The sequence below is a fragment of the Paenibacillus sp. sgz302191 genome (assembly GCF_057749925.1).
Window position 1 is genome coordinate 47,609 of record NZ_JBYLHY010000035.1, and the last position, 19,591, is coordinate 67,199.

Consider the following 19,591-nt stretch of genomic DNA (forward strand, 5'->3'; position numbering starts at 1 on the left):
GGCAACGAAAAATTCCTGCAAATGTACAGGTTTTTCAGCGAACATTTGGGTTCAGACTCATTTTGCCCAGAAATTCCTGCACAATTGCAGGCTTTTCCTCAAAATGAACCCCATAAACAGAAAAAGCCTGCACTTTCGCAGGTTTTTCGCTTTGCCAAGCCGCTTCACGAATGGCCGTACCCACAATTAAGGGCCGCCACCTCGGGCTATCCTAACAAAGTATCGCTGGACAATTTAACTTTCGCAGGTGATCCTTACGCAATGCCGGTGATTCAGAACGGCTGCTGCGGCTGCCTGGCCGCATATGAATACCCTGTCTGCCCCTGTACGCCTGAAGCTACCTGATTCGCCTGGAGCCCTTGAGCCTCCTGCGCCGCGTATCCGTAACTGCCACCACCTGGCTGAAGACCCTGGCTCTGCTGCGCAAAGCTGCTTGTCCCTCCCGCGTACGGTTGCGTACTGCTCACCGCTCCTCCGGCGTACAGCTGTGCACTGCCGACCGTCCCTCCGGCATACGGCTGCACACTGCCGACCGTTCCTCCGGCGTACGGTTGCGCACTGCCGACCGTTCCTCCGGCGTACGGTTGCGCACTGCCGACCGTTCCTCCGACGTACGGCTGCGCACTACTGACCGCTCCTCCGGCATACGGCTGCGCGCCGCCGACCGTCCCTCCCGCGTACGGTTGCGTACTGCTGACCGTTCCTCCGGCGTACGGTTGCGCACTGCCGACCGTTCCTCCGGCGTACGGTTGCGCACTGCCGACCGCCCCTCCGGCGTACGGCTGCGCATAGCCTCCAGAGCCTTGGCTTACCGGGGCCCCTGGCGAGTACTGCTTGGCCAGCGCCTCCTCCGCAATCTGAATCGCCCGCTTGACCATGTTGCCGGCGTCCTTCGTGCGGATTCCTTCCCAGCCTTCCCGCTGTACCACATCGTAAAAGCCAAGGTCCTTGGCCAGCTCATATTTGAAACTTTCCGACATAATGCTTCTTCTGCGTCCCATCGCTATCCCTCCTGAAGTAAAATAGAAATGTACGGATAGTGTGCCGCATTATCGCCAACTCCATGCAAAGCAAAAGCAGACCCTATGCGGGCCTGCCGTTATGATAATGCGCTAAGCTAATGTTGAATATAGGTGATACGGACTTGTCCGTCATCGTTGCAAACGGTCACTTCCACGGATTCCGTCAAGATATCCGCGTAGCTGTAGGAGACCCGCTTAAATGCGTTGGACTCTTCCAGCTTAACAATAAATACAGAAGGGTAGGTTTCTTCTAAAACACCGGAACGCTCGATAGTCTTTCGCCGACCACCATTTGCTCGCAACATGATCTTCTGCCCGACATGGGGCTCCAAACTGCGTTTAATTTCCAACAGCGCATTTTTTGCCATTGTCAACTACCACCTCTTTCCTTGTTAATTATAACCGATCATGGCCAAAATGTCAAATTAGGACCAAATATTATATCAGCCCGACAATCCTGTTGTCAACGGCATATCCGCCTAATTTTAAATTTGCTTGGTGTTTAGGTTGCCTCCAAAGATTGTAAATTATTCACTTTTTTTCATGAAATATATTTTCGACATATACGGAGGCATTTAGCACCGAAAACGGATGCCGCCCACACGGCGAACAAAACCAAAGAAAAAGCGCCCAAACGCGAATGGACTTTGCACAAGTCGATTCGCGCCTGGGCGCTTGAATGGATATGCACCGTACGCAGCTCACAACACGCGGTTTCACAACTGTACGAACGGCGGTCGGTCGCTGTTGAGTTTCACACATTTGCCTGCGAGTGCTGAATGCCGGGAATCCCCATCCGGTAGCTGCCTCGCGTATCGACTCCTCCTAATCCGTCTAACCCCGTAACCGTCAAGCTAACGATGTCCAGCATGGAAACGGTATCTTTGACCGACGTATAGGACAGCTTAGCCGCAATGCACAAGGGGTCCAGAGCATGAATCAGCACGCGGGCCGGGGAGCTGGCAAAATTCGCTCCGGCCCGCAGCAGCGCTTCAAAATGCGACTGACAGGCTCCGGCCACAATGATCAAGGAATCGCGATCGCGTTCGTACTGCCTGGCGACCTGAACCGCGCTCACAAAATGAAGCGAATTTTTGTAGCTGCTCAAGTTGTTGATATCGCGGTTTTTACGGTTTTTTATTATGCCGTCATGTCCGGTAATGACGACGATATCCGGCTTAACTTGCGGCAGCAGCCGATACAGCGCATCCGGCATCTGGGCTTCGGGGACGTAAAAGCCCTCCGCAGGCACGCGAAGCTCTCCGTACAGCTGCATGCATTTGCGCAAATAGGCCGGGTCTCCGTCCACATGCAGTATTTTACCCGGCACTTCAAAATAGCTGACGCCGGAGTGCTGATTCTTCTCCTGCTGCTGCTCCCTGGCGATTTCAATTCGTCGCAGCGATTCCCGATATTGCGGGGTGCCCGACCGGAGATGATCCGGCGTGACGCCGCCAAACGCAAGCAAGTCCGTCAGGGGCGCATCTGCAAGCAGCCGGTAATCGACACCCCTCAGCACGGCCTTCACCTGCTCGATACGTTCGATTTTGAAAATGACGTCTCCGCCATAGGATTTTCGGGTAACAAAGTCTCCTTGCCTCATCGCTCAATCCCCTCCTAGGGCTATCCTATGGCGGGGATGGGCATTTGGTGCGGGTTTATTTGCAGCCGTGCGCGCGGAGGGCCGACGACAAGCGCGCGAACTCTTCCATGCTGAGCGTCTCACCGCGGCGCGAAGGCTCGATGCCGATGCCGTGCAGGAGCGCCTCCAGCTCAGCCTTGGTGTCTTTGGCAAAGAACCGCGCAGCCAGGTTGTTGTAAAGGGTTTTGCGCCGCTGGACGAAGGATGCCTGGACGACTTCGAAGAAGAAGTCGGCGTCCGCCACCTCGACCGGCGGGGTTTGCCGTACGCGCAGCCGGATGACGGCGGAATCGACGTTCGGCTGCGGGACAAAGACGGTGCGCGGCACGATCGTGACAAGCTCCGGCTCGCAGTAGAACTGCACGGCAATGCTGAGGCTGCCGTAGTCTTTGGTGCCCGGGCGGGCCGCCATGCGGTCGGCCACCTCTTTTTGAATCATCACGACGATATTTTCCAGCGGAAGCTTCTCTTCGAGAAGCTTCATAATGATCGGCGTCGTGATGTAATAAGGCAGGTTGGCAACAACGCTGATGCCGCCAACACCGGCAAAATGCTGCCGGAACAGCTCCGGCAGGTCCAGCTTTAACACATCCCCATGCACGACCTGGGCATGGGGGTACGGCTCCAGCGTCTCGCCCAGGATGGGCAGCAGACGCTGGTCGATTTCGATGGCCAAGACGCGCCCAGCCTGCTTGGCCAACTGCTGGGTGAGCGCCCCGATGCCCGGGCCGATCTCCAGCGCGCCCTTGTCCGGGCCGAGCCCGGCGGCGGACACGATTTTGTGCAAAATATTCTGGTCTACGAGAAAATTTTGTCCGAGGCTCTTTTTCAGCACCAGATCGTGCTTCTTAAGTATTTCTTTCGTTCTGTTCGGTGTAGCGACATCCTCAGGAAGCGCCCGGTTGGAAGTATTCATGTCACAGCCCTCATTTATTTAGTAATTCTACCGCCGCTTCAAACTCCTCGCGGGTGATTTGAAACATCGCACAGCGCTTGTAAAATTGCTTGCCGTTGCAGTAGCCGATGCCGAGCGCCTTGCCTGCCTCCAGCCTCCGGGAGGCCGCTTCGGCGTGGACGATGAGTCCCGCCGCCATCAGGTCCTCCCAGGTGACCAGGGAGACGGCTCCTTCATACTCCGTCCGCAAATTGCTCAGCGCCTGCCGGATCGTCTCCGGCGACGCGTTCTCAACCCCGATGTCGCCCTTGTACTCCGCCTGCTCCTGCGTAATAAAGGCATGCTTGCAGCCGGGCACCTTCGCCGCCACGATTTTGCGGATCCGCTCCCCTGCATGATCCGGATCGGTCAAAATAATAACTCCGCGCCGCTCCTGAGCCAGCGCGATCCGTTTCAACACGGCCGGACCTATTGCGGAGCCGCCGGTTTCGATCGTATCCGCCTCCACGGCCCGGCGAATCGCTGCGGTATCGTCTTTGCCCTCGACAACGATAACTTCTTTTATCATACAACGTTCCTTTCCCTGTACGCACAAAAAGAAGAGGGGTCTCCTCTTCTTTTGCCATTCGTGAACGACCTATCTATCTATATATACATTCTGCCCATGCAGAAACCGGATTACCCCTTAATTCTCAGTCGGCTTCTTCGGCCCTACGACATAGACGGTATAACCGTTCTTCGTGCCGAATTTGTTGGCATAGCTCTCATCTTCGAAGTAAACGTCGATCGTTTGCCCTTTCACGGCGCTGCCTGTATCTTCAGCGCGCCGGAAGCCAATACCGTCGATGTACACCCACCATCCGAGCGGAATAACCTTCGGATCTACCGCGATCGTTCTGCCTTCGGTGACTGTAGTTCCTGTAAACGTCTTGCCAAACCCGGGGCTGTCCGCGGATTTGCCGGTAGACTCCACTCCCGCCGAATATGCGGTGAGTTTCACGTTTTTGAGAATTTGTTTGTAGCCGAATTTGACGCCATTCTTTGAAATTTCATCCACGCTAGGGGATGAGGCCGATAAAGCGACGACCGGATTTTTCGTGCCGATGGCAACGACTTTTTTCACACTTTCCGTTTGAACCTGTTCATCTACAACTGCTTCGGAAACCAAAACGCCGTCTTCGAATACTTTTTCCATTTTTTTCAACAGAACGCCCTCTTTGCCTTCCTGGACGACCTGTTCCTTGCCTTTGAGCAGCGATGCATCGTTCTTCTTCTCGGTATCGAACGCGATCGGTTCCGTTGTTTCGTTCTGCTCTTTCTTTACCCTGACAACTTTGACTGTATCGCCGGGTAAAAGCGAAGATGCCGGTTCAGGAGTGACTCGGTCAAGCTCCCCAAGTGCAATATGTAAATCCTGCAATGCACTTTCAACCGTTCTTGCAGTTGTGTAAACAGTGGTGGTCTTTCCATCAGCAGTCAATTGAATCGGTGACGCATGATCGATCACGAATTTCTCTCCGCCCTTGATCGGAGTCGTGAGCGCTGCAGAAACTTGATCGTGTTCACCAATCTTAATGGCTTGTTCATCCAGTAGGCGTTGCAGGACCCATTGCTTCGTATGCACAACGGTTTCTTGTCCATTCACAACTACGGATACGCTCTTGGTAGCCGTACCGTACAACAACACCAAAAACATGAAAGTCATAGCGATTGAAATCATACCTAGGCTTAAAATCAAACGCAAGTTTTCATGCTTCCATCGTAGTGCCAAGGACATGCTGGATGATCGACTTACATGGGTCTCGGTTAAAGAGATGTTGCCCACTTCTTCGGTCCTCCTTCAAAGCCTCGCCGCCCGTGTGTTACGCATGATTAAATTAGACGCGACTAAGGTCAGTTTGTGATTAACTTAATAAGCCTCTCCAGCTTTGCAGCGGAGTTCACCCGACAACAACGCGGCCATTACCGGACGCTGCTGCGGTAGTCCCACCTCCTTCGCTTTTCATCCTATGATCATCTAGCCTGCACTATCTCGAAAAAATGAAAAGACCAGCGGAAAGAGGACTCTTCCCGTGGCCTTGTATGCATAGAAAAATACAACCAGACACGACAATCGTTACCTCTCTCGGTACGCTTACGAGGTTAGCTGACGGATTCGGACGTGAGAGTCGCCCTACCTGGACAACAAGCTGCTTGCTCGTTGTCGTTGGATTCACCCCTGATATTCATTCTGCTGGCATTCGGCGGTTGCATGTGCTTCCGAATGTTTGCAGCGGTTCCCCCGTTCCCATAAATGGAACTCAGCGAATGGAAATTTGGCAAATTGGTTATTAAGTTATTATGAAAAGTATATTACGCTGTAAATCTAAACCTGTAAAGGGATTATCGCCCGCTAAAAAGGGCGGAATTCGGAAATAATAAACATTTCCGGCTATAAATCTTGGTCTTTAGTACGTTTTTCTCATTATAACGTATTCTGACGCTTTTTTTCGCAATTCTTACGTTTAAATTAGGCTTTAATAGCAATTTTGTTTATAATGGGGATGGGTGAAATTGGTTCAAAAATGCCAATAATTTGCTGAAAAGGAAGGCCTTTCGATGAACCCCATTCTACAAGTCGACTCCCTTTACGGGGGATATCTTCCAGGAAAACCTGTCCTGCACGGACTTACTTTTTCAATCCGCCAAGGTGAAATGATGGGCTTGATCGGACTCAACGGCGCAGGCAAAAGCACGACAATCAAAAATATTCTCGGCCTGCTTCATCCGCAAAAAGGCACGATCCGCGTCAGCGGCCTCACCCTGGCGGAAGACCCGCTCGCCTACCGCGCAGCGTACGCTTACGTTCCCGAATCGCCCGAGCTTTACGAGGAACTGACCATCCGCGAGCATCTGGAGCTAACGGCCATGGCATACGGGCTGACCAAGGAGCAGTTCCTGACCCGATCCCAGGCGCTTTTGGAAGAGTTCCAAATGAAGGATAAGCTGAACAGCTTTTCCAGCCATCTGTCCAAAGGCATGAAGCAGAAGGTAATGATCATGAACGCGTTTTTGATCGAGCCCGCCTTGTACATTATCGATGAGCCCTTTCTCGGGCTTGACCCGCTGGCCATCCGCTCGCTGCTTGAGCTTATGGTCCGCATGAAGCGCAGAGGAGCCAGCTTCCTCATCTCCTCGCACATTTTGTCAACGATTGAAAAATATTGCGACAGCTATGTCGTTTTGCATCGCGGCAAAATGGCCGCCCAGGGAGATTTGGGCGAACTGCGGGTGCAAACCGGGCTTGCCAAAGCGTCGCTCGACGACATTTTTTACGAGCTGGTTCAAGGTGATTCGGTATGAAGGACATGGAGGTCAATATCACCGGTTTATGGCAGCAGCGCCTGGGGCGGTATTTAAAGGAAGCTTCGGGGTACTGGCTCTACGCGGCGCGCAGCAATTTTGTCGGCTTCATGTTGTTTCTTGTCATTATTTCTTCCTATTATTATGCCAAAACGTTGCAGCAGCTTCCGACAAATTATCCGTATCTGTGGATCGCTTTGCTGCTGCTTGTTCCGCTGCTCGGGTCGAGCCCGATTCGAACGCTGGTCCGGGACGCGGACCGCATGTTCCTGCTGCGGATCGAGCGTCAGATGGGCGCTTACTTTCGCAGCGCGCTTCTTTACAGCTTTACGCTGCAAGCCTTCTGGTCGCTGATTGCGCTTGTCGTGCTGTGGCCCCTGTACCGTCACTGCGAGGGTGCGGCCGCTCAGCCGTTCGTCCTGATGCTGATGCTGATCCTGCTGGTCAAATTCGCCAACATATTGGCCGGTTGGTATGAGAGCCGCTTCGTTCACACCTATGCAAGAACGGCCTCCGTCGTATTCCGCTGGGTAGCGTCGCTCGTTATCGTCGCCGTGCAGTTCGACCGCAGCTTCTTTTGGGCGAGCGCAGCCGCGCTCGTTCTGATTTTGCTCTGGTTGGCGGCAGCCCGTTTTGCGGCCGTCTATACGATCGGCTGGGATTATCTCATTGCCAAAGAGAAGCAGCAGCAGGCTCGTCTGTACATGTTCTTCAACTGGTTCGTCGATGTGCCCCAGCTGCCGACGAGGATTGCGCGCCGCAGCTGGATTAGCGGAATTACGCGCTATATCCCTTTCAAGCAGGACGCATCCTATTTATACTTGTACGCCAAAACATTGCTGCGCACGGAGCTGTTCGGCATCGTTCAGCGGATTACGCTGCTCGGGGCGCTCGCCATCTTCGTTGTCTCCGGCGATGTGGCCAGGGCAGCCGCTTTTCTCATCGTGATTTTGATTTCCACCGTTCAATTGACCGGCATCGAGCGTGCGCACCGCTATACGTTTTGGCTGGAAATGTATCCGCTGAACCGGATGACGAAAGCCGGATCGATCGCTTTTCTCATCTGGTGCGTGCTGCTTGCCCAAATCTGTGTGCTTACGATTCCGCTCCTGCTGCGCTCTGCGGCCGTATACGCGCTTGTCCCTGCAGGCAGCCTCCTGCTGGTCTCGTTCATCTGCGGCGTTGTGCTCCGCCGCAAATATCGCGCCGCTTTACTTGAGGCCTAGCAGCCGAATAGCATTCCCTGTCGTAATAGCCGCCAGTTCCTCCAGGCTGATTCCGCGAATTTCCGCGGCGGTTTCGGCGACAAGCCGGACATATGCCGTTTCGTTGCGCTTGCCGCGGTAAGGATGCGGAGTCAGATAAGGGGCGTCCGTCTCAATAAGCAGCCGGTCAAGCGGCACCTGCGCCAGCACCTCTTTGGGCTGTCTGGCGTTCTTGAACGTGACGGGCCCGCCGAACGAAATGTGGAAATTCATATCCAGACACTGCTTGGCCGTCTCCCAACTACCCGAGAAGCAGTGCATGATCCCTCCCACTTCCGCCGCCTTCTCCTCTTTTAGCACCTGCAAAACATCCTGGTGCGCATCCCGGTTATGAATGACGATAGGCATGCCGAGCTTGCGTGCCAAACGAATCTGTTCGCGGAATACGCGATCCTGCACATCCTTCGGCGAAGTATCCCAATAGTAATCCAGACCGATTTCTCCGATGGCGACCACCTTTTCGTGCTTGCACAGCTCCTCGATCCATTCCAGATCTCCCGGCTGCATGAACTTGGCCTCCACCGGATGCCAGCCTACCGTCGAATAAATAAAATCGTACCGCTCCGCCAACTCGATCGACGTCGGAATCGTCTCGCGGTCAAAACCGATATTTACGATCCGCGTAACGCCTGCATCCAGCGCCCGCTGAATCATCTCCTCCCGATCCTCGTCAAATTGCTTCGCATTCAAATGCGCATGTGTATCTGTCAGCATGGTTTAAGCTCCTTCGTGATTGTTTGTTCTATTCCCGCAGTCCGATCAATGCCCTTACGTCCGGGTAAGCGGATGCGCTCAAACGGTGAACGATCTCCTCCGGGTAATAAACCCGGTGCTTTCCTCTGTGAATGCCGCTGATCGAGCGGACGATATCCGATTTTTGCGTAATTTCCGTCAATTGATCTTTGTGATTGAGCAGCAGGATCGGCAAATTCTCATCGTTTTCACCGGGCCTGTATACATCATAGGAAAGGTTCGACGGAGAATCGATTTCCATATAAGAGGCCGGATCGAGTCCCAGCTCAAGCATCGCCTGCTCCATATGCTGAAACACCTTTTGGTCGACGTCTTCAAACGCGCTGTATTTGAACAGCTTGCGGTTCAGGAACCTTTTGCACAGGTCGGACAAAACCGCATCGCTCTCCGAGCTCCAAAAAACTAGCATCGTCTGCATCACCGATTCGTCAAGCAGGATATAATCTTCCAGGGACAGCTTGTTCTGAATCAGATGCAAAATAGGCTCGACCATGAAAGCGAACGCGTACTGCTCTTCATATAAATATTTGGCCCGCTGAAAAATTTTGTTCAGCAAAATTTCCGCACTGCGGGTAACGGGGTGAAAATAAACCTGCCAGTACATTTGGTATCTGGACATCAAATAATCCTCAACCGCGTGCATCCCGCTCTCTTTGACGACGATATGGCCCTTGTACGGCCTCATCACGCGCAAAATCCGCTCCAAATCAAACGTACCATAGTTCACGCCCGTAAAATAAGCGTCCCGCAGCAAGTAATCCATGCGATCGGCATCAAGCTGGCTGGATACAAGGCTCACGACAATTTCCTTGCTGTACGATTTGCAGATGACCCCGGCGACTTGCTTGGGAAAATCGGGGGATACGCGGCGCAGCACTTCGTTGACTTCCGTATTCCCCAGAACGATCCGGCAGGACCAATCCTCGTGGCGCGTGCCGAACGCTTTTTCAATGGAATGGGAAAAGGGGCCGTGCCCCAGATCGTGCAGCAGAGCCGCACAAAGACAGAGCAGCCGTTCTTCCTTCGGCCAGTCTTCATAATGGTTGCGTTCAAATTGGGAAATGATTTTTCGGGTCACTTCATAGACTCCAAGGGAATGGGAGAAACGGCTGTGCTCGGCGCCATGAAAAGTCAAATAGGAGGTGCCAAGCTGTCTGACCCGGCGCAATCGTTGAAACTCCCGGGTGTTGATCAAATCCCAGATCGTGTCGTCCTGCACATAAATGTATTTATGAACCGGATCTTTAAACACTTTTTCTTCTTTCATACGGGGCCACAACCTTTCTACTTTATTATTTCGACATTCTTTCGACAAATTCATTCCGGAACTTTCGACATGATTTGTCGAAAATAGTCGAATTCTAGATTCCAGTTTTCAAAGTATGATGCCTGTCCGGGGTTAACGATATTTTTTCGCTTTTTTGTGCTAGCCTATGTAAGATATTACTTACAAATCCTTATTGTATAAGGGGTTTGTGTTTTATGAACTACAGCTGAAAATTGAAATTTTTTACGTTTAGAGGTATAATTTTAAGAAAATATGGTTGACTATTTTGGGAATGGTTGGTATCATAAGTAATGAAAATATTGTCGAAACATGACGATAAACTTTAATAGACTTCATAATTGGGAAGGGGACCTTCATATATGTTGAAATCCACCGGTATCGTGAGAAAAGTTGATGAATTAGGACGCGTTGTTATTCCAATCGAGCTTCGCCGTACGCTTGGCATTGGCGAGAAAGACGCTTTGGAAATTTATGTTGACGGTGAACGCATTATGTTGAAGAAATATGAGCCTGCATGTATTTTCTGCGGCAACGCCGAGAACGTTACTTATTTCAAAGGAAAAATTGTTTGCCATATTTGTTTATCAGAAATGCCAACACCTGTGACAAAATAAGAAAAATAGTATATAATAGAAATATCACATTCCCTTTAGGTAATTCTAACCTTTTTCATATCTCCTCTAATCTCTAATTTGTCGGCTTCGGCCGCGGATTAGAGATCTTTTTTTGTCCGGAATATTTCCGGGAATCCGGGCCGGAAACCGGATGCAAAAACCGAGAGACCACCGAGGATGAAGCTCCGGCCGGGGCAGCCCGTCGCCGGCCAGGGGTCTGGCGGGCGGAGTTCATCAGACGGACTCCTGGGAGTCTGTCCGATGAACCACGTAGAAGGCATAGTAAAATGACAGCAACTCCGCCCGCCAGACTCCTAGCGCTCCAGCAGCGCGTTGTACACGTCCCGCTTGGACAAGCCGCGGTCCGCCGCCACGAGCTTCATCGCTTCCTTGCGCTCGCTGCCGCGCTCGACGTAATGCTCGACGTGCTCGCCGAGCCCGAGCGCCTCCCACCAAGCGGCGCCCGCCGCCGGCGCGGCCGCCTCCGATGCGCCTTCGGCGATGACGCAATATTCGCCCTGCGGCGGATACTGCGTCAAATGCCCGAGGCACTCCGCGATCGTGCCGCGGACAAATTCCTCGTACCGCTTCGTCAGCTCGCGGGCGAGGCAAATGCGGCGCTCCGCCCCCCACACTTCCGCCATGCGGGCAAGTGTTTTCTCGACGCGGTGCGGCGATTCGTAGAACAGCAGGGTGCCCCGCACCTGCTGCAGCTCCTCCAGCACCTTCGTCTGCTCCCTTTTCTCCCTGGGGAGAAAACCGACGAAGGTGAAGCGGTCTGTCGGCAGGCCTGATGCAATCAGCGCCGACAGGGCCGCATTCGCGCCGGGGATAGGCACCACCGGCACGCCTTGCTCTACGGCCATCCTCACCAGGTCGTAACCTGGATCGGAGATGGCCGGAAGCCCAGCATCGCTGACCAGCGCGATGCTCTGCCCCTCAAGTAGCAAGCGGACGAGCTCCGGTCCGCTTGCCTGCTTGTTGTGTTCGTGATAGCTGACGAGTCGCGTTGCGACCTCAAAGTGCGTCAGCAGCTTGCGGGTTTGCCGCGTGTCCTCGGCGGCAATCAGATGCACTTCCTTCAGCGTGCGGACCGCGCGGAAGGTCATGTCTTCGAGGTTGCCGATCGGCGTGGCGACCAGATACAGCGTTCCCGCGCCTCCATGGTCGGCCGCGTAGCTTTTTTGCACATTTACATTCTGGCTCAACTTGGATTCCCTCATTTACTGTAAAGAGGCCCTGCCTCCGTAATAAACTTCCATCAGTTCTTCGCAGTACTGCTCCTTTTCCGTGTAGACGATTAACGGCGGGAGCGTCCGAATCTCCGGCTTCCCGTCTTTCATGCCCTCGATGAGAATCATCATCGCTTCTTCGCCGGCGCGGGCATGCACGTAGCGAATCCGTTTCGGCTCTATGCGGTATTGCCTCATCAGGCAGCAAATATCAATCAACCGAGTGGGCCGGTGCACCATCGCCACTTTTCCTCCGGCTTTCACCAGCCTGGCGCTGGCCGCTATGACATCTTCCAGCGTACAGTGGATTTCATGCCTTGCCGCCGCAATATGTTCGTTCACGTTCTGTTCGCCATTGGGTACGGGCAGATAAGGCGGATTGACGGTGACGACATCGAATCCTCCGTGCCCCAGCGTCTGGTGAATCGTCCGCAAATCCCCCCGGATCATATGCAGACGCTCTTCCAATCCGTTCAGCAGCGTATTGCGCGCCGCCATATCCGCCAGTCTGTCCTGAATTTCCACGCCCCAAATCTCCGCGCCGCTGCGTGTGCTGAGCAGAAGCGGAACGACGCCGTTGCCCGTGCACAAATCCAACATGCGGCCTTTGGGCGATACCGAGCAAAATCGCGCGAGCAGCACAGCATCCAACGAAAAGCTGAACACTTGATCGCTTTGGATTATTTTTAAATCATGCGTCAATAAATCGTCGATTCGTTCCGTAGGTAATAAAGATACTTGAGTCATAAGTTTTGGCTTTCAGTTCCTTTCATGATCCTCTTGATCGAAAAAAACCGTAAGGAATTGTCTCCCTACGGTCAAACGAGCTATTTATTTAAGAAGGATAAGCAAAACAGACAGTCCCCTTCCGTTCGAAGGTGTCCGTAATAAACATTGCAAATATGAAAGCCTTCATTATAAAGACGCGCCAGGTTATCGTATCCTGCGCCAATGACCGGAACTTCCTCTATGCCTGCTCCTTCCGGCTGCTCGGCATCGGCTTCCTCCTGCCGGATCAGCTTTCGCAGCTGAGCATTCTCTATGCTGAGCCGCTTGTTCTCTTCAAGCAGGGCTATGACTCTCTTCTTAAGAGCGCCGAGCTCGGCATAGGTGGCACCCATCCTGTCTTCGATTTCATCGATCTGCTCGAAAATATCTTGTTTATCCACGATTTCACCTCTAGTAGCCATGCATGCCTGTCCGGCCGTTCATCCGCGAACCCGTAAATCAGACGTCTACTCTTGTTCTACCACATCATCGAAAGGCAGGTCCATTACCTTGCCAAGATCAAACAATTGAACTTTAGCGGTGCGCTCGCTCAAATTCAGTCCGAGCACCTTGCCGTTTCCTAAAGAAGTGATCACGTGTCTTCCGACTGTCGGAAGCGACTCCTTGGCGCTTTCATAGTTGTCATGCTCGTACTTCAGACAGCACATCAAACGGCCGCATAAGCCTGAAATTTTCGTCGGATTGAGCGAAAGGTTCTGATCTTTCGCCATCTTGATGGAAACCGGCTCGAAATCACCCAAAAACGACGAGCAGCAAAGAATTCGCCCGCAAGGGCCAATGCCGCCGAGCATTTTGGCCTCGTCACGGACGCCGATTTGGCGCAGCTCGATGCGAGTCCGAAAAATACTCGCCAAATCTTTAACCAGCTCGCGAAAATCAACGCGCCCTTCCGCTGTAAAATAAAAAATAATTTTATTGCGGTCAAACGTGTACTCCACATCGACGAGCTTCATTTTCAGATTGTGATCTTTTATCTTCTCTTGGCACGTTTGAAACGCGTCCTTGGCAGCTTTCTTATTTTCTTCGACCAAATCGGCATCTGTATGATCCGCGATCCGGATTACCTTTTTGAGCGGCAGCACGACATCGTTTTCTTTGACGTTTTTTTTGCCGACGACGACTTTCCCGTATTCCACACCGCGCGCCGTTTCAACAATAACAGCATTTTCTTTTTCGATCGGCAAATCGATCGGGTCAAAATAATATATTTTACCCGCTTTTTTAAAGCGGACGCCAACTACCGAATACAACATGTTACACCCCCTGCATCTCCACGAGCATTTTTTCCATAACCAGCTGTGAATTGGCATTAAAACGCAGACGTTTTTGCAGATCTACGGCCTGCTCCATCATTCGCACCCAATCTGACACGTCCCGACTGAATGCAAGGGAGCCCATCCAGTCCAGCTGATCATGGTAAATCAGCTTATTTCTGCGCTCCATGCGCAGCTGTACCATATCTTTAAACCAGAGAATCAGCAGGTCGAAAAGGCTCGACACGCGATCCGCCAGCTCTGTTTTCATAATCTTTTGCTGCACGGTAATCATCGAAGAAGGGAAACGGGTCAGCGTCTCCTTCGCTAATTGTAACACTACGCTTCTCATTTCTGCAAACCAATTCGAGCCTATGAGCTCTCTGGCGGCCTGCAATCCTGCCGTCAAATAGGCGGCAGGATGCACCAGCCCGGCAGGATGACCCTCCTGCAACAGGGCGGCGATCATCTCGTCACGAGGCATCGGCGTGAACGAAATCCACTGCGCGCGGGATTGAATCGTCGGCAGCAGCGCATTGCCATTCTCCGTAATCAGAATGGCGACCACGCGCGAAGTCGGCTCTTCCAGAAACTTCAGCAAGCTGTTAGCCGCTTGTACCGTCATTTTGTCGGCTTGCTGTAAAACGTATATTTTGGTGCCCGAGGCGGTCGCCCTGTAGGCGAATTCTTTTTGCAGCTCGCGGATCTGCTCAATTTTGATCGAAGCCCCGTCAGGCTCCACCACGTGCAAATCCGGATGATTGCGGTGCTCGACTTTACGGCATTCGAGGCATTCGCCGCACGCATCGTCGGACTTGTTTTTGCAGTAAATGGCCTTCGCCAGCGCAAACGCCATTTCGGTGCGGCCTGTTCCTACAGGCCCGCTGAATATATAGGCATGGGACAGCTTGTCCTGCCGCAAGCCGTTTTGCAGCAGCCGCTTGGCCGCAGCTTGGCCATGAATGGCATGAAAGGACATATTAGTTCTCTCCGTTTAAAATAACAGGTTAATCAGCATACCGCGGATTTCCCCGATTTTATGCAAAATGTCGATACGTCCCTGCTCGCTTTCCAGAAGCTCGTCCGCCAGAGCCAAGAGCCCAAGGTCGATTTCCTCCAGCAGCTTATACCGCTTCGAACGGCCGCGGCGGTCCCAGCCTTTCGTATCTCGCAAACTGACTCCGCGGCGAACGGTCTCTTCCAGAAACTGCTTGACGAGCAGCCTGTACTGGCGCAGCTCCCTCACCGTCATGGATCGGGCCAGACGATCGCCCTGCAGCGAAATCTGCTGCATCATTTTCGTCAGCTGCTCCTGCGTCACTTTCTCGTCGTTCTGATGCATCAAGTCGGAGAAATTCCGGGGTGCCGTCTGTGGAGTCGGGACGTTATCGGTTACTTTGACGTTTTTTCCAATGGGCTGCCACCCCGGGTTAATTTTCAAGGCTCATCCATCCTTGTATTTAAAATAAAATCGTTCCTGCTTAAAAATGCTCGAACCGCTCGACCGGCAAAACAAACACCGCGGCGCCACCCACTTGAACTTCCACAGGAAATGGAATGTAGGAATCCGTCGTTCCTCCCATAGGCGATACCGGTGTGACAAGCTGCTCCCGAATTTTACAATTGGCGCGAATAACTTGCAGCACCTCTTGTACTCTCTCATCTTCCGTTCCTATAATAAATGTAGTATTTCCGGCTCGCAGAAAGCCGCCCGTACTTGCCAGCTTCGTGGCGCGGAATCCTTCTTTGATGAGCGCATTGGAAAGACGGTTACTGTCTTTGTCTTGAACAACGGCAACGACCAGCTTCATGGGTGATTCCTCCTCTTCATTATAAACTATGTTTGGGTTTATTGCCTTAGCCGGAAAGATGTACCTTCAGCAAACGTTTACAATCAGCCAAAATATCTTCGGCGATCGCTTCTTCGCCCCGATTGGCATCTACGACTTTGACTCGCTCCGGCTGATCGGCGGCAATTTGATGAAATCCGGCCCGTACCCGGTTGTGATACTCAAAACCTTTTTGCTCGATTCGGTCCAACTGCTGCTCCGCACCCGAGCCGAACGCCCGCTGATGAAGCCTCGACTGGCTTATCTCTACCGGCACATCCAAAATATACGTTCGTGTCGCCTGCAAACCTGAACTCGCGTAATGGTTGATCGTCTTGACGGTAGCTACATCGACGCCAAGCCCGTAGCCCTGATAGGCGACACTGGCGTCGATAAACCTGTCGCAAAGCACGATACGCCCCTGCGCAAGAGCCGGCAGGATCAATTCATGAACATGCTGCGCCCGCGAAGCCGCATAGAGCAGTACCTCGGCCTGATCCGTCATCTCTTGATTCTCAGGCGACAAAATAAGACTGCGGACCTTGTCGCTGATTGACGTACCGCCCGGTTCCCTTGTTACTACAACGTCGTGTCCGAGCTCCCGCAGCGTTTCTCCCAACATGCGCAGCTGCGTCGTCTTTCCCGCGCCGTCCGGACCTTCAAACGTAATAAATATTCCTTTCACTCTGACCCTCCTGCATCTGCTGTACCACTTGCCTGTGATGGTTTACGAGTATATCTTAAGCCTCTGTTTCTGTCCGAATGCTGTTCCTTGAAATCGAATCCCGCTGCTCGCCAACTGCTGCAAAGCTTCTGCTGTTGTTGCCGTAACGACTTCACCCGGGTAAAGATATGGAATTCCGGGCGGATAGGGAATAACCATTTCCGCGGAGCGCTTGCCTATTGCATGTTGGACGGCGACGGAGCTTGTATCCATGTACGGTTGACCTTCATTCCGCAAATTTTGCAAATCAAACTCGACAGGCAGCGAAATTGGCATGAATGAGGGTAAGTTATTTATATTCGAGATAGCGGCTTGAAGTTCCTGCTTACGCAGCTTGCCGCTTGAACAAATGTTGCATAAAACTTGATATACGCGGTTTACATCTGCTTCCGTTGATGCCGGAGTAAACAGCAGCAGCACCTGCCTGGCATCCGCCATTTCCACAAAACAGCCTTGCTCCTCCATCGCATCTCTTAACTCCGGCCCTGACAATGTGCCTGTCGCATCGTAGATGCATATTTTAAATGGATCGGCCGTCGTATACCCATTCCCGCCACAGCTTGGAAAATCATGCGGGCCGTATGCCAACTGCGGCAGCTCATCCAGCAGGGCTCTAAACCGCTTGATCGCCTGAAGCCCTTGCTCCACCCAAGCTCTTCCTTCCGTATGCATGCGTTTGCGCGCCAAATCCAACGAAGCCAGGAGCGGATAAGAAGGACTGGAGCTTTGAAGCATGGCCAAACGCTGTTTCAACGCAGCCCGATCCACCCGGGGGCCCTGTACGTGCAGCATCGCGCCCATCGTCATGGCGGTCAGCATCTTATGTGTGGACTGCACGACAACATCGGCGCCGCTCGACAAAGCCGAAGCCGGCAGTTCCTCATGAAAGCCGTAATGCGCTCCATGGGCTTCATCCACCAGCAGAGGCTTCCCCTGCTCATGCATCAATTCGGCGATCGGCTTCAAATCTATGCCCATGCCATAGTAATTGGGGTTCGTTACGAGCAATGCTTTTGCCTCGGGATAATCCACCAGCGCCTTTTTCACATCGTCGATATGAATTCCTGCCGCAACCCCCATTCCCGGGTCCCACACCGGCGACACAAACACAGCCCTTGCGCCTGCAAGCATAAGCCCGTGTATGACCGATTTGTGCACATTCCTCTGCACCAGAATCAAGTCACCGCGGCCGCATACGGCCGTAATCATGGCCAAATTGCCGACCGTGCTGCCTCCGACGAGAAAATAAGTCTCCTCCGCACCAAAACAATCGGCGGCCAGCCGCTCCGCCTCCAAAATCGCCCCCTCGGCCTGATGCAGATCGTCAAGCCCCGTAATTTCCGTATAATCTATGGACATTATCGCTTCATAGTGATTTCTCGCCTCCGGCAAAACGCCCTTGCCTGATTTATGCCCAGGCACATGGAGGCTGACAGGCTTGGTTCGCTCATGCGCAATCATCGCCTCAAAAAGCGGAGCCTTTGACCGGTCCAGCGGCTGCTTCGACATTATAGCTTGCTCCTCTCCTCGCTGCTCTTTTTATATAGTAGAGGAAAGAAGCCTAAAAAACAAAAAGCTTCCCGAAGAAAGCTTTAAAACATACGAATACCTCACATATAAGTCCCTGCTTTGCCTGTGAGGAAAACCTTTTTCATCTGCCGCACAAAAAAAGGGTACTTTTTGTCTCTGACATCGGTTCGCACCATCTCGCTGCTGCAATCATCGCACAAAAAAACGGAAATGATCCGAATACCTCCGGTACGCTGCCGCTCGCAAATCATACAGATCCCCATCTGATTCTCTTCCATTAGGCTCACCTCAACCCTGATTCTTTCCTGCTAGTATACCCAAATCTTGTTTCTCCTAAACTAGCTTGGCGCTCATATTTTTGAAGGATTTTGCCGATATAGGGTATATCCGCTTTGTTACTTGCCTTATGGAGGTCATCATGTCCAATCAAGATCCGAATCTGTCTAAAGATTCTACGATTTACAGCTATAAATTAATGAAAAGAATGTACCACTCTATTTATAAAATAGTCCTGTACTTTATATTCTTACTCCTTCTCCTCTGCTATAATCTGGACCTCCATGATTGGCTGCCGCTAGTGCTTAGCTACCCGATTCTCGTCGTCTTTCATGCGCTTCTGATACGTATCTTCTTTCAGTACACAATCGGCAGCGCTATGAGAGGCTGGTCTTTCAGGTGGGGTATTTTCTGGTGCGGGATTTTGCCTGAAGGCAATGCCTCGATTCGGCTTGTAAGCAGAGTGCAGCTGCACTTGTTCTGGATCGGATTAGTCGCAATCCTTTTACTATATCCCTGGATTCCGACAATTTGGCTTAAATATTTCGCCATCTTCCATATATGGATGCTGATGCCTCGCCTCTGGATGCTCTTTCGCTTCCGCCCTTTCCGCAAAATGGGACTTATTAAAATTACGAGTAAAGATACCTCCTGCTATATGCAGTGATTAGAAGAATGCGAGGTATAGTGGTGCGGCATCGCTCCGCTTCCGGCCCGCGAAACTGCTCGGCAGATCAGGGCTGGGCTGGACCGGACCGGGCAGCTTATGCTATGAAAGGACTCAATCACGGTGATGGGCGCTTCCGCTGGATTTTGTGCAATGCTTGGGGCCCACTCAGGGGGATTTTTCCCGTCCAATGGCAGACGCTGTCCGGGATATAAACCGAGTCTTTCATTGTGCAAAATGCAACGAGAATAGCGCTGTGCCCGGGTTTCACTTGCATACAGGCTGACCTGCCGGAAATACAAAAAAAGCCTTCCCGAGATTTCTCTCAAGAGGGCTTTTTATAGTGCTTGGCAACGTTCTACTCTCCCAGAACCCTTCGGTTCAAGTACCATCGACGCTGGAGGGCTTAACGGTCGTGTTCGAGATGGGAACGCGTGGATCCCCTCCGCCATCATCACCAAACAGTCAAA

At 52.4% G+C, this 19,591-nt stretch carries 22 protein-coding genes, 1 rRNA gene, 1 pseudogene and 1 riboswitch; of the genes and pseudogenes, 4 read left to right on the top strand and 20 right to left on the bottom strand.

Going from position 1 to position 19,591, the window contains the following annotated elements; translation table 11 throughout:
• Positions 1-34: 34 nt before the first annotated feature.
• The 7 genes and pseudogenes from AC3G2T_RS32875 to AC3G2T_RS32905 form a co-directional block, all read right to left on the bottom strand.
• The gene (locus AC3G2T_RS32875) at positions 35-184 is read right to left on the bottom strand and encodes a hypothetical protein (protein WP_488438134.1); all 150 of its coding nucleotides are present in this window, start codon (positions 182-184) and stop codon (positions 35-37) included.
• Positions 185-830: 646 nt separating this feature from the next.
• Positions 831-1,001, bottom strand: a pseudogene (locus AC3G2T_RS32880) (small, acid-soluble spore protein, alpha/beta type); the annotation flags it as partial.
• A 116-nt stretch (positions 1,002-1,117) separates the two neighbouring features.
• Positions 1,118-1,390: a biofilm formation stimulator Veg gene (veg, locus tag AC3G2T_RS32885; protein ID WP_474686874.1), complete on the bottom strand. Its 273-nt coding sequence runs from the start codon at positions 1,388-1,390 to the stop codon at positions 1,118-1,120.
• Between the two features lie 386 nt (positions 1,391-1,776).
• On the bottom strand, positions 1,777-2,625 hold the full coding sequence (yabG, locus tag AC3G2T_RS32890) for a sporulation peptidase YabG (RefSeq protein ID WP_474686875.1): 849 nt from the start codon (positions 2,623-2,625) through the stop codon (positions 1,777-1,779).
• A 55-nt stretch (positions 2,626-2,680) separates the two neighbouring features.
• Positions 2,681-3,580 carry a 16S rRNA (adenine(1518)-N(6)/adenine(1519)-N(6))-dimethyltransferase RsmA gene (gene rsmA, locus AC3G2T_RS32895; RefSeq protein WP_474686876.1) on the bottom strand — a complete coding sequence of 300 codons (900 nt, stop codon included), beginning with the start codon at positions 3,578-3,580 and terminating at the stop codon, positions 2,681-2,683.
• A 10-nt stretch (positions 3,581-3,590) separates the two neighbouring features.
• Positions 3,591-4,127, bottom strand: coding sequence for a ribonuclease M5 (gene rnmV, locus AC3G2T_RS32900; protein WP_488438135.1), 537 nt, complete (start codon positions 4,125-4,127; stop codon positions 3,591-3,593).
• Positions 4,128-4,244: 117 nt separating this feature from the next.
• A complete protein-coding gene (locus AC3G2T_RS32905) occupies positions 4,245-5,384 on the bottom strand; it encodes a resuscitation-promoting factor (RefSeq protein ID WP_488438136.1) in 1,140 nt (379 codons plus the stop codon).
• Between the two features lie 290 nt (positions 5,385-5,674).
• Positions 5,675-5,875, bottom strand: a riboswitch (cyclic di-AMP (ydaO/yuaA leader).
• Between the two features lie 282 nt (positions 5,876-6,157).
• Here AC3G2T_RS32905 and AC3G2T_RS32910 point away from each other — a divergent pair.
• Entirely contained in the window at positions 6,158-6,901 is a 744-nt protein-coding gene (locus AC3G2T_RS32910) for an ABC transporter ATP-binding protein (protein ID WP_474686881.1), read from the top strand.
• Complete coding sequence (locus tag AC3G2T_RS32915; RefSeq protein ID WP_488438137.1) at positions 6,898-8,127, top strand: ABC transporter permease; 1,230 nt, start codon at positions 6,898-6,900, stop codon at positions 8,125-8,127. Before AC3G2T_RS32910 ends, AC3G2T_RS32915 begins: the two co-directional genes overlap by 4 nt.
• Here the strand turns inward: AC3G2T_RS32915 and AC3G2T_RS32920 are convergent.
• Both AC3G2T_RS32920 and AC3G2T_RS32925 read right to left on the bottom strand, forming a co-directional pair.
• Positions 8,113-8,880 carry a TatD family hydrolase gene (locus AC3G2T_RS32920; RefSeq protein WP_488438138.1) on the bottom strand — a complete coding sequence of 256 codons (768 nt, stop codon included), beginning with the start codon at positions 8,878-8,880 and terminating at the stop codon, positions 8,113-8,115. The two genes, AC3G2T_RS32915 and AC3G2T_RS32920, sit on opposite strands and share 15 nt — an antisense overlap.
• Before the next feature lie 28 nt (positions 8,881-8,908).
• On the bottom strand, positions 8,909-10,186 hold the full coding sequence (locus AC3G2T_RS32925) for an HD domain-containing protein (protein ID WP_474686886.1): 1,278 nt from the start codon (positions 10,184-10,186) through the stop codon (positions 8,909-8,911).
• A gap of 380 nt (positions 10,187-10,566) precedes the next feature.
• Between AC3G2T_RS32925 and AC3G2T_RS32930 the strand changes: the two genes are divergently transcribed.
• Entirely contained in the window at positions 10,567-10,821 is a 255-nt protein-coding gene (locus tag AC3G2T_RS32930; RefSeq protein ID WP_188178304.1) for an AbrB/MazE/SpoVT family DNA-binding domain-containing protein, read from the top strand.
• 314 nt (positions 10,822-11,135) lie between these two features.
• Here AC3G2T_RS32930 and rsmI read toward each other — a convergent pair whose 3' ends face one another.
• From rsmI to AC3G2T_RS32980, 10 genes are all read right to left on the bottom strand, one after another.
• On the bottom strand, positions 11,136-12,044 hold the full coding sequence (gene rsmI, locus AC3G2T_RS32935) for a 16S rRNA (cytidine(1402)-2'-O)-methyltransferase (protein ID WP_488438139.1): 909 nt from the start codon (positions 12,042-12,044) through the stop codon (positions 11,136-11,138).
• On the bottom strand, positions 12,045-12,800 hold the full coding sequence (locus tag AC3G2T_RS32940; protein ID WP_488438140.1) for a tRNA1(Val) (adenine(37)-N6)-methyltransferase: 756 nt from the start codon (positions 12,798-12,800) through the stop codon (positions 12,045-12,047).
• Positions 12,801-12,880: 80 nt separating this feature from the next.
• Positions 12,881-13,222 carry a DNA replication initiation control protein YabA gene (yabA, locus tag AC3G2T_RS32945; RefSeq protein WP_474686892.1) on the bottom strand — a complete coding sequence of 114 codons (342 nt, stop codon included), beginning with the start codon at positions 13,220-13,222 and terminating at the stop codon, positions 12,881-12,883.
• 66 nt (positions 13,223-13,288) lie between these two features.
• On the bottom strand, positions 13,289-14,092 hold the full coding sequence (locus AC3G2T_RS32950; RefSeq protein ID WP_474686906.1) for a PSP1 domain-containing protein: 804 nt from the start codon (positions 14,090-14,092) through the stop codon (positions 13,289-13,291).
• A 4-nt stretch (positions 14,093-14,096) separates the two neighbouring features.
• Entirely contained in the window at positions 14,097-15,074 is a 978-nt protein-coding gene (gene holB, locus AC3G2T_RS32955) for a DNA polymerase III subunit delta' (protein WP_488438141.1), read from the bottom strand.
• 15 nt (positions 15,075-15,089) lie between these two features.
• Positions 15,090-15,536, bottom strand: a complete 447-nt coding sequence (locus AC3G2T_RS32960; RefSeq protein WP_474686895.1) for a YaaR family protein — start codon at positions 15,534-15,536, stop codon at positions 15,090-15,092.
• 40 nt (positions 15,537-15,576) lie between these two features.
• Positions 15,577-15,906, bottom strand: coding sequence for a cyclic-di-AMP receptor (locus AC3G2T_RS32965; RefSeq protein ID WP_474686897.1), 330 nt, complete (start codon positions 15,904-15,906; stop codon positions 15,577-15,579).
• A 46-nt stretch (positions 15,907-15,952) separates the two neighbouring features.
• A complete protein-coding gene (tmk, locus tag AC3G2T_RS32970; protein ID WP_488438142.1) occupies positions 15,953-16,609 on the bottom strand; it encodes a dTMP kinase in 657 nt (218 codons plus the stop codon).
• A 42-nt stretch (positions 16,610-16,651) separates the two neighbouring features.
• Positions 16,652-18,157 (bottom strand): aminotransferase class I/II-fold pyridoxal phosphate-dependent enzyme, encoded by a 1,506-nt coding sequence (locus AC3G2T_RS32975; RefSeq protein ID WP_488438143.1) that lies wholly within the window; start codon positions 18,155-18,157, stop codon positions 16,652-16,654.
• A gap of 101 nt (positions 18,158-18,258) precedes the next feature.
• Positions 18,259-18,456 (bottom strand): sigma factor G inhibitor Gin, encoded by a 198-nt coding sequence (locus AC3G2T_RS32980; RefSeq protein ID WP_474686902.1) that lies wholly within the window; start codon positions 18,454-18,456, stop codon positions 18,259-18,261.
• 140 nt (positions 18,457-18,596) lie between these two features.
• On the opposite strand from AC3G2T_RS32980, the gene AC3G2T_RS32985 reads away from it, so the two are divergent.
• On the top strand, positions 18,597-19,121 hold the full coding sequence (locus AC3G2T_RS32985) for a hypothetical protein (protein WP_474686904.1): 525 nt from the start codon (positions 18,597-18,599) through the stop codon (positions 19,119-19,121).
• 345 nt (positions 19,122-19,466) lie between these two features.
• Here AC3G2T_RS32985 and rrf read toward each other — a convergent pair.
• Positions 19,467-19,583 (bottom strand): 5S ribosomal RNA (rrf, locus tag AC3G2T_RS32990).
• Between the last annotated feature and the right edge of the window lie 8 nt (positions 19,584-19,591).

Coding starts and splice junctions, on each gene's coding strand:
- AC3G2T_RS32965 (WP_474686897.1), bottom strand. CDS start 15,906: ATGAAGCTGGTCGTTGCCGTTGTTCAAGACAAAGACAGTAACCGTCTT.
- AC3G2T_RS32925 (WP_474686886.1), bottom strand. CDS start 10,186: ATGAAAGAAGAAAAAGTGTTTAAAGATCCGGTTCATAAATACATTTAT.
- holB (WP_488438141.1), bottom strand. CDS start 15,074: ATGTCCTTTCATGCCATTCATGGCCAAGCTGCGGCCAAGCGGCTGCTG.
- AC3G2T_RS32940 (WP_488438140.1), bottom strand. CDS start 12,800: ATGACTCAAGTATCTTTATTACCTACGGAACGAATCGACGATTTATTG.
- rsmI (WP_488438139.1), bottom strand. CDS start 12,044: ATGAGGGAATCCAAGTTGAGCCAGAATGTAAATGTGCAAAAAAGCTAC.
- rsmA (WP_474686876.1), bottom strand. CDS start 3,580: ATGAATACTTCCAACCGGGCGCTTCCTGAGGATGTCGCTACACCGAAC.
- AC3G2T_RS32975 (WP_488438143.1), bottom strand. CDS start 18,157: ATGTCGAAGCAGCCGCTGGACCGGTCAAAGGCTCCGCTTTTTGAGGCG.
- AC3G2T_RS32910 (WP_474686881.1), top strand. CDS start 6,158: ATGAACCCCATTCTACAAGTCGACTCCCTTTACGGGGGATATCTTCCA.
- AC3G2T_RS32920 (WP_488438138.1), bottom strand. CDS start 8,880: ATGCTGACAGATACACATGCGCATTTGAATGCGAAGCAATTTGACGAG.
- rnmV (WP_488438135.1), bottom strand. CDS start 4,127: ATGATAAAAGAAGTTATCGTTGTCGAGGGCAAAGACGATACCGCAGCG.
- AC3G2T_RS32980 (WP_474686902.1), bottom strand. CDS start 18,456: ATGGAAGAGAATCAGATGGGGATCTGTATGATTTGCGAGCGGCAGCGT.
- AC3G2T_RS32915 (WP_488438137.1), top strand. CDS start 6,898: ATGAAGGACATGGAGGTCAATATCACCGGTTTATGGCAGCAGCGCCTG.
- AC3G2T_RS32985 (WP_474686904.1), top strand. CDS start 18,597: ATGTCCAATCAAGATCCGAATCTGTCTAAAGATTCTACGATTTACAGC.
- veg (WP_474686874.1), bottom strand. CDS start 1,390: ATGGCAAAAAATGCGCTGTTGGAAATTAAACGCAGTTTGGAGCCCCAT.
- yabG (WP_474686875.1), bottom strand. CDS start 2,625: ATGAGGCAAGGAGACTTTGTTACCCGAAAATCCTATGGCGGAGACGTC.
- AC3G2T_RS32930 (WP_188178304.1), top strand. CDS start 10,567: ATGTTGAAATCCACCGGTATCGTGAGAAAAGTTGATGAATTAGGACGC.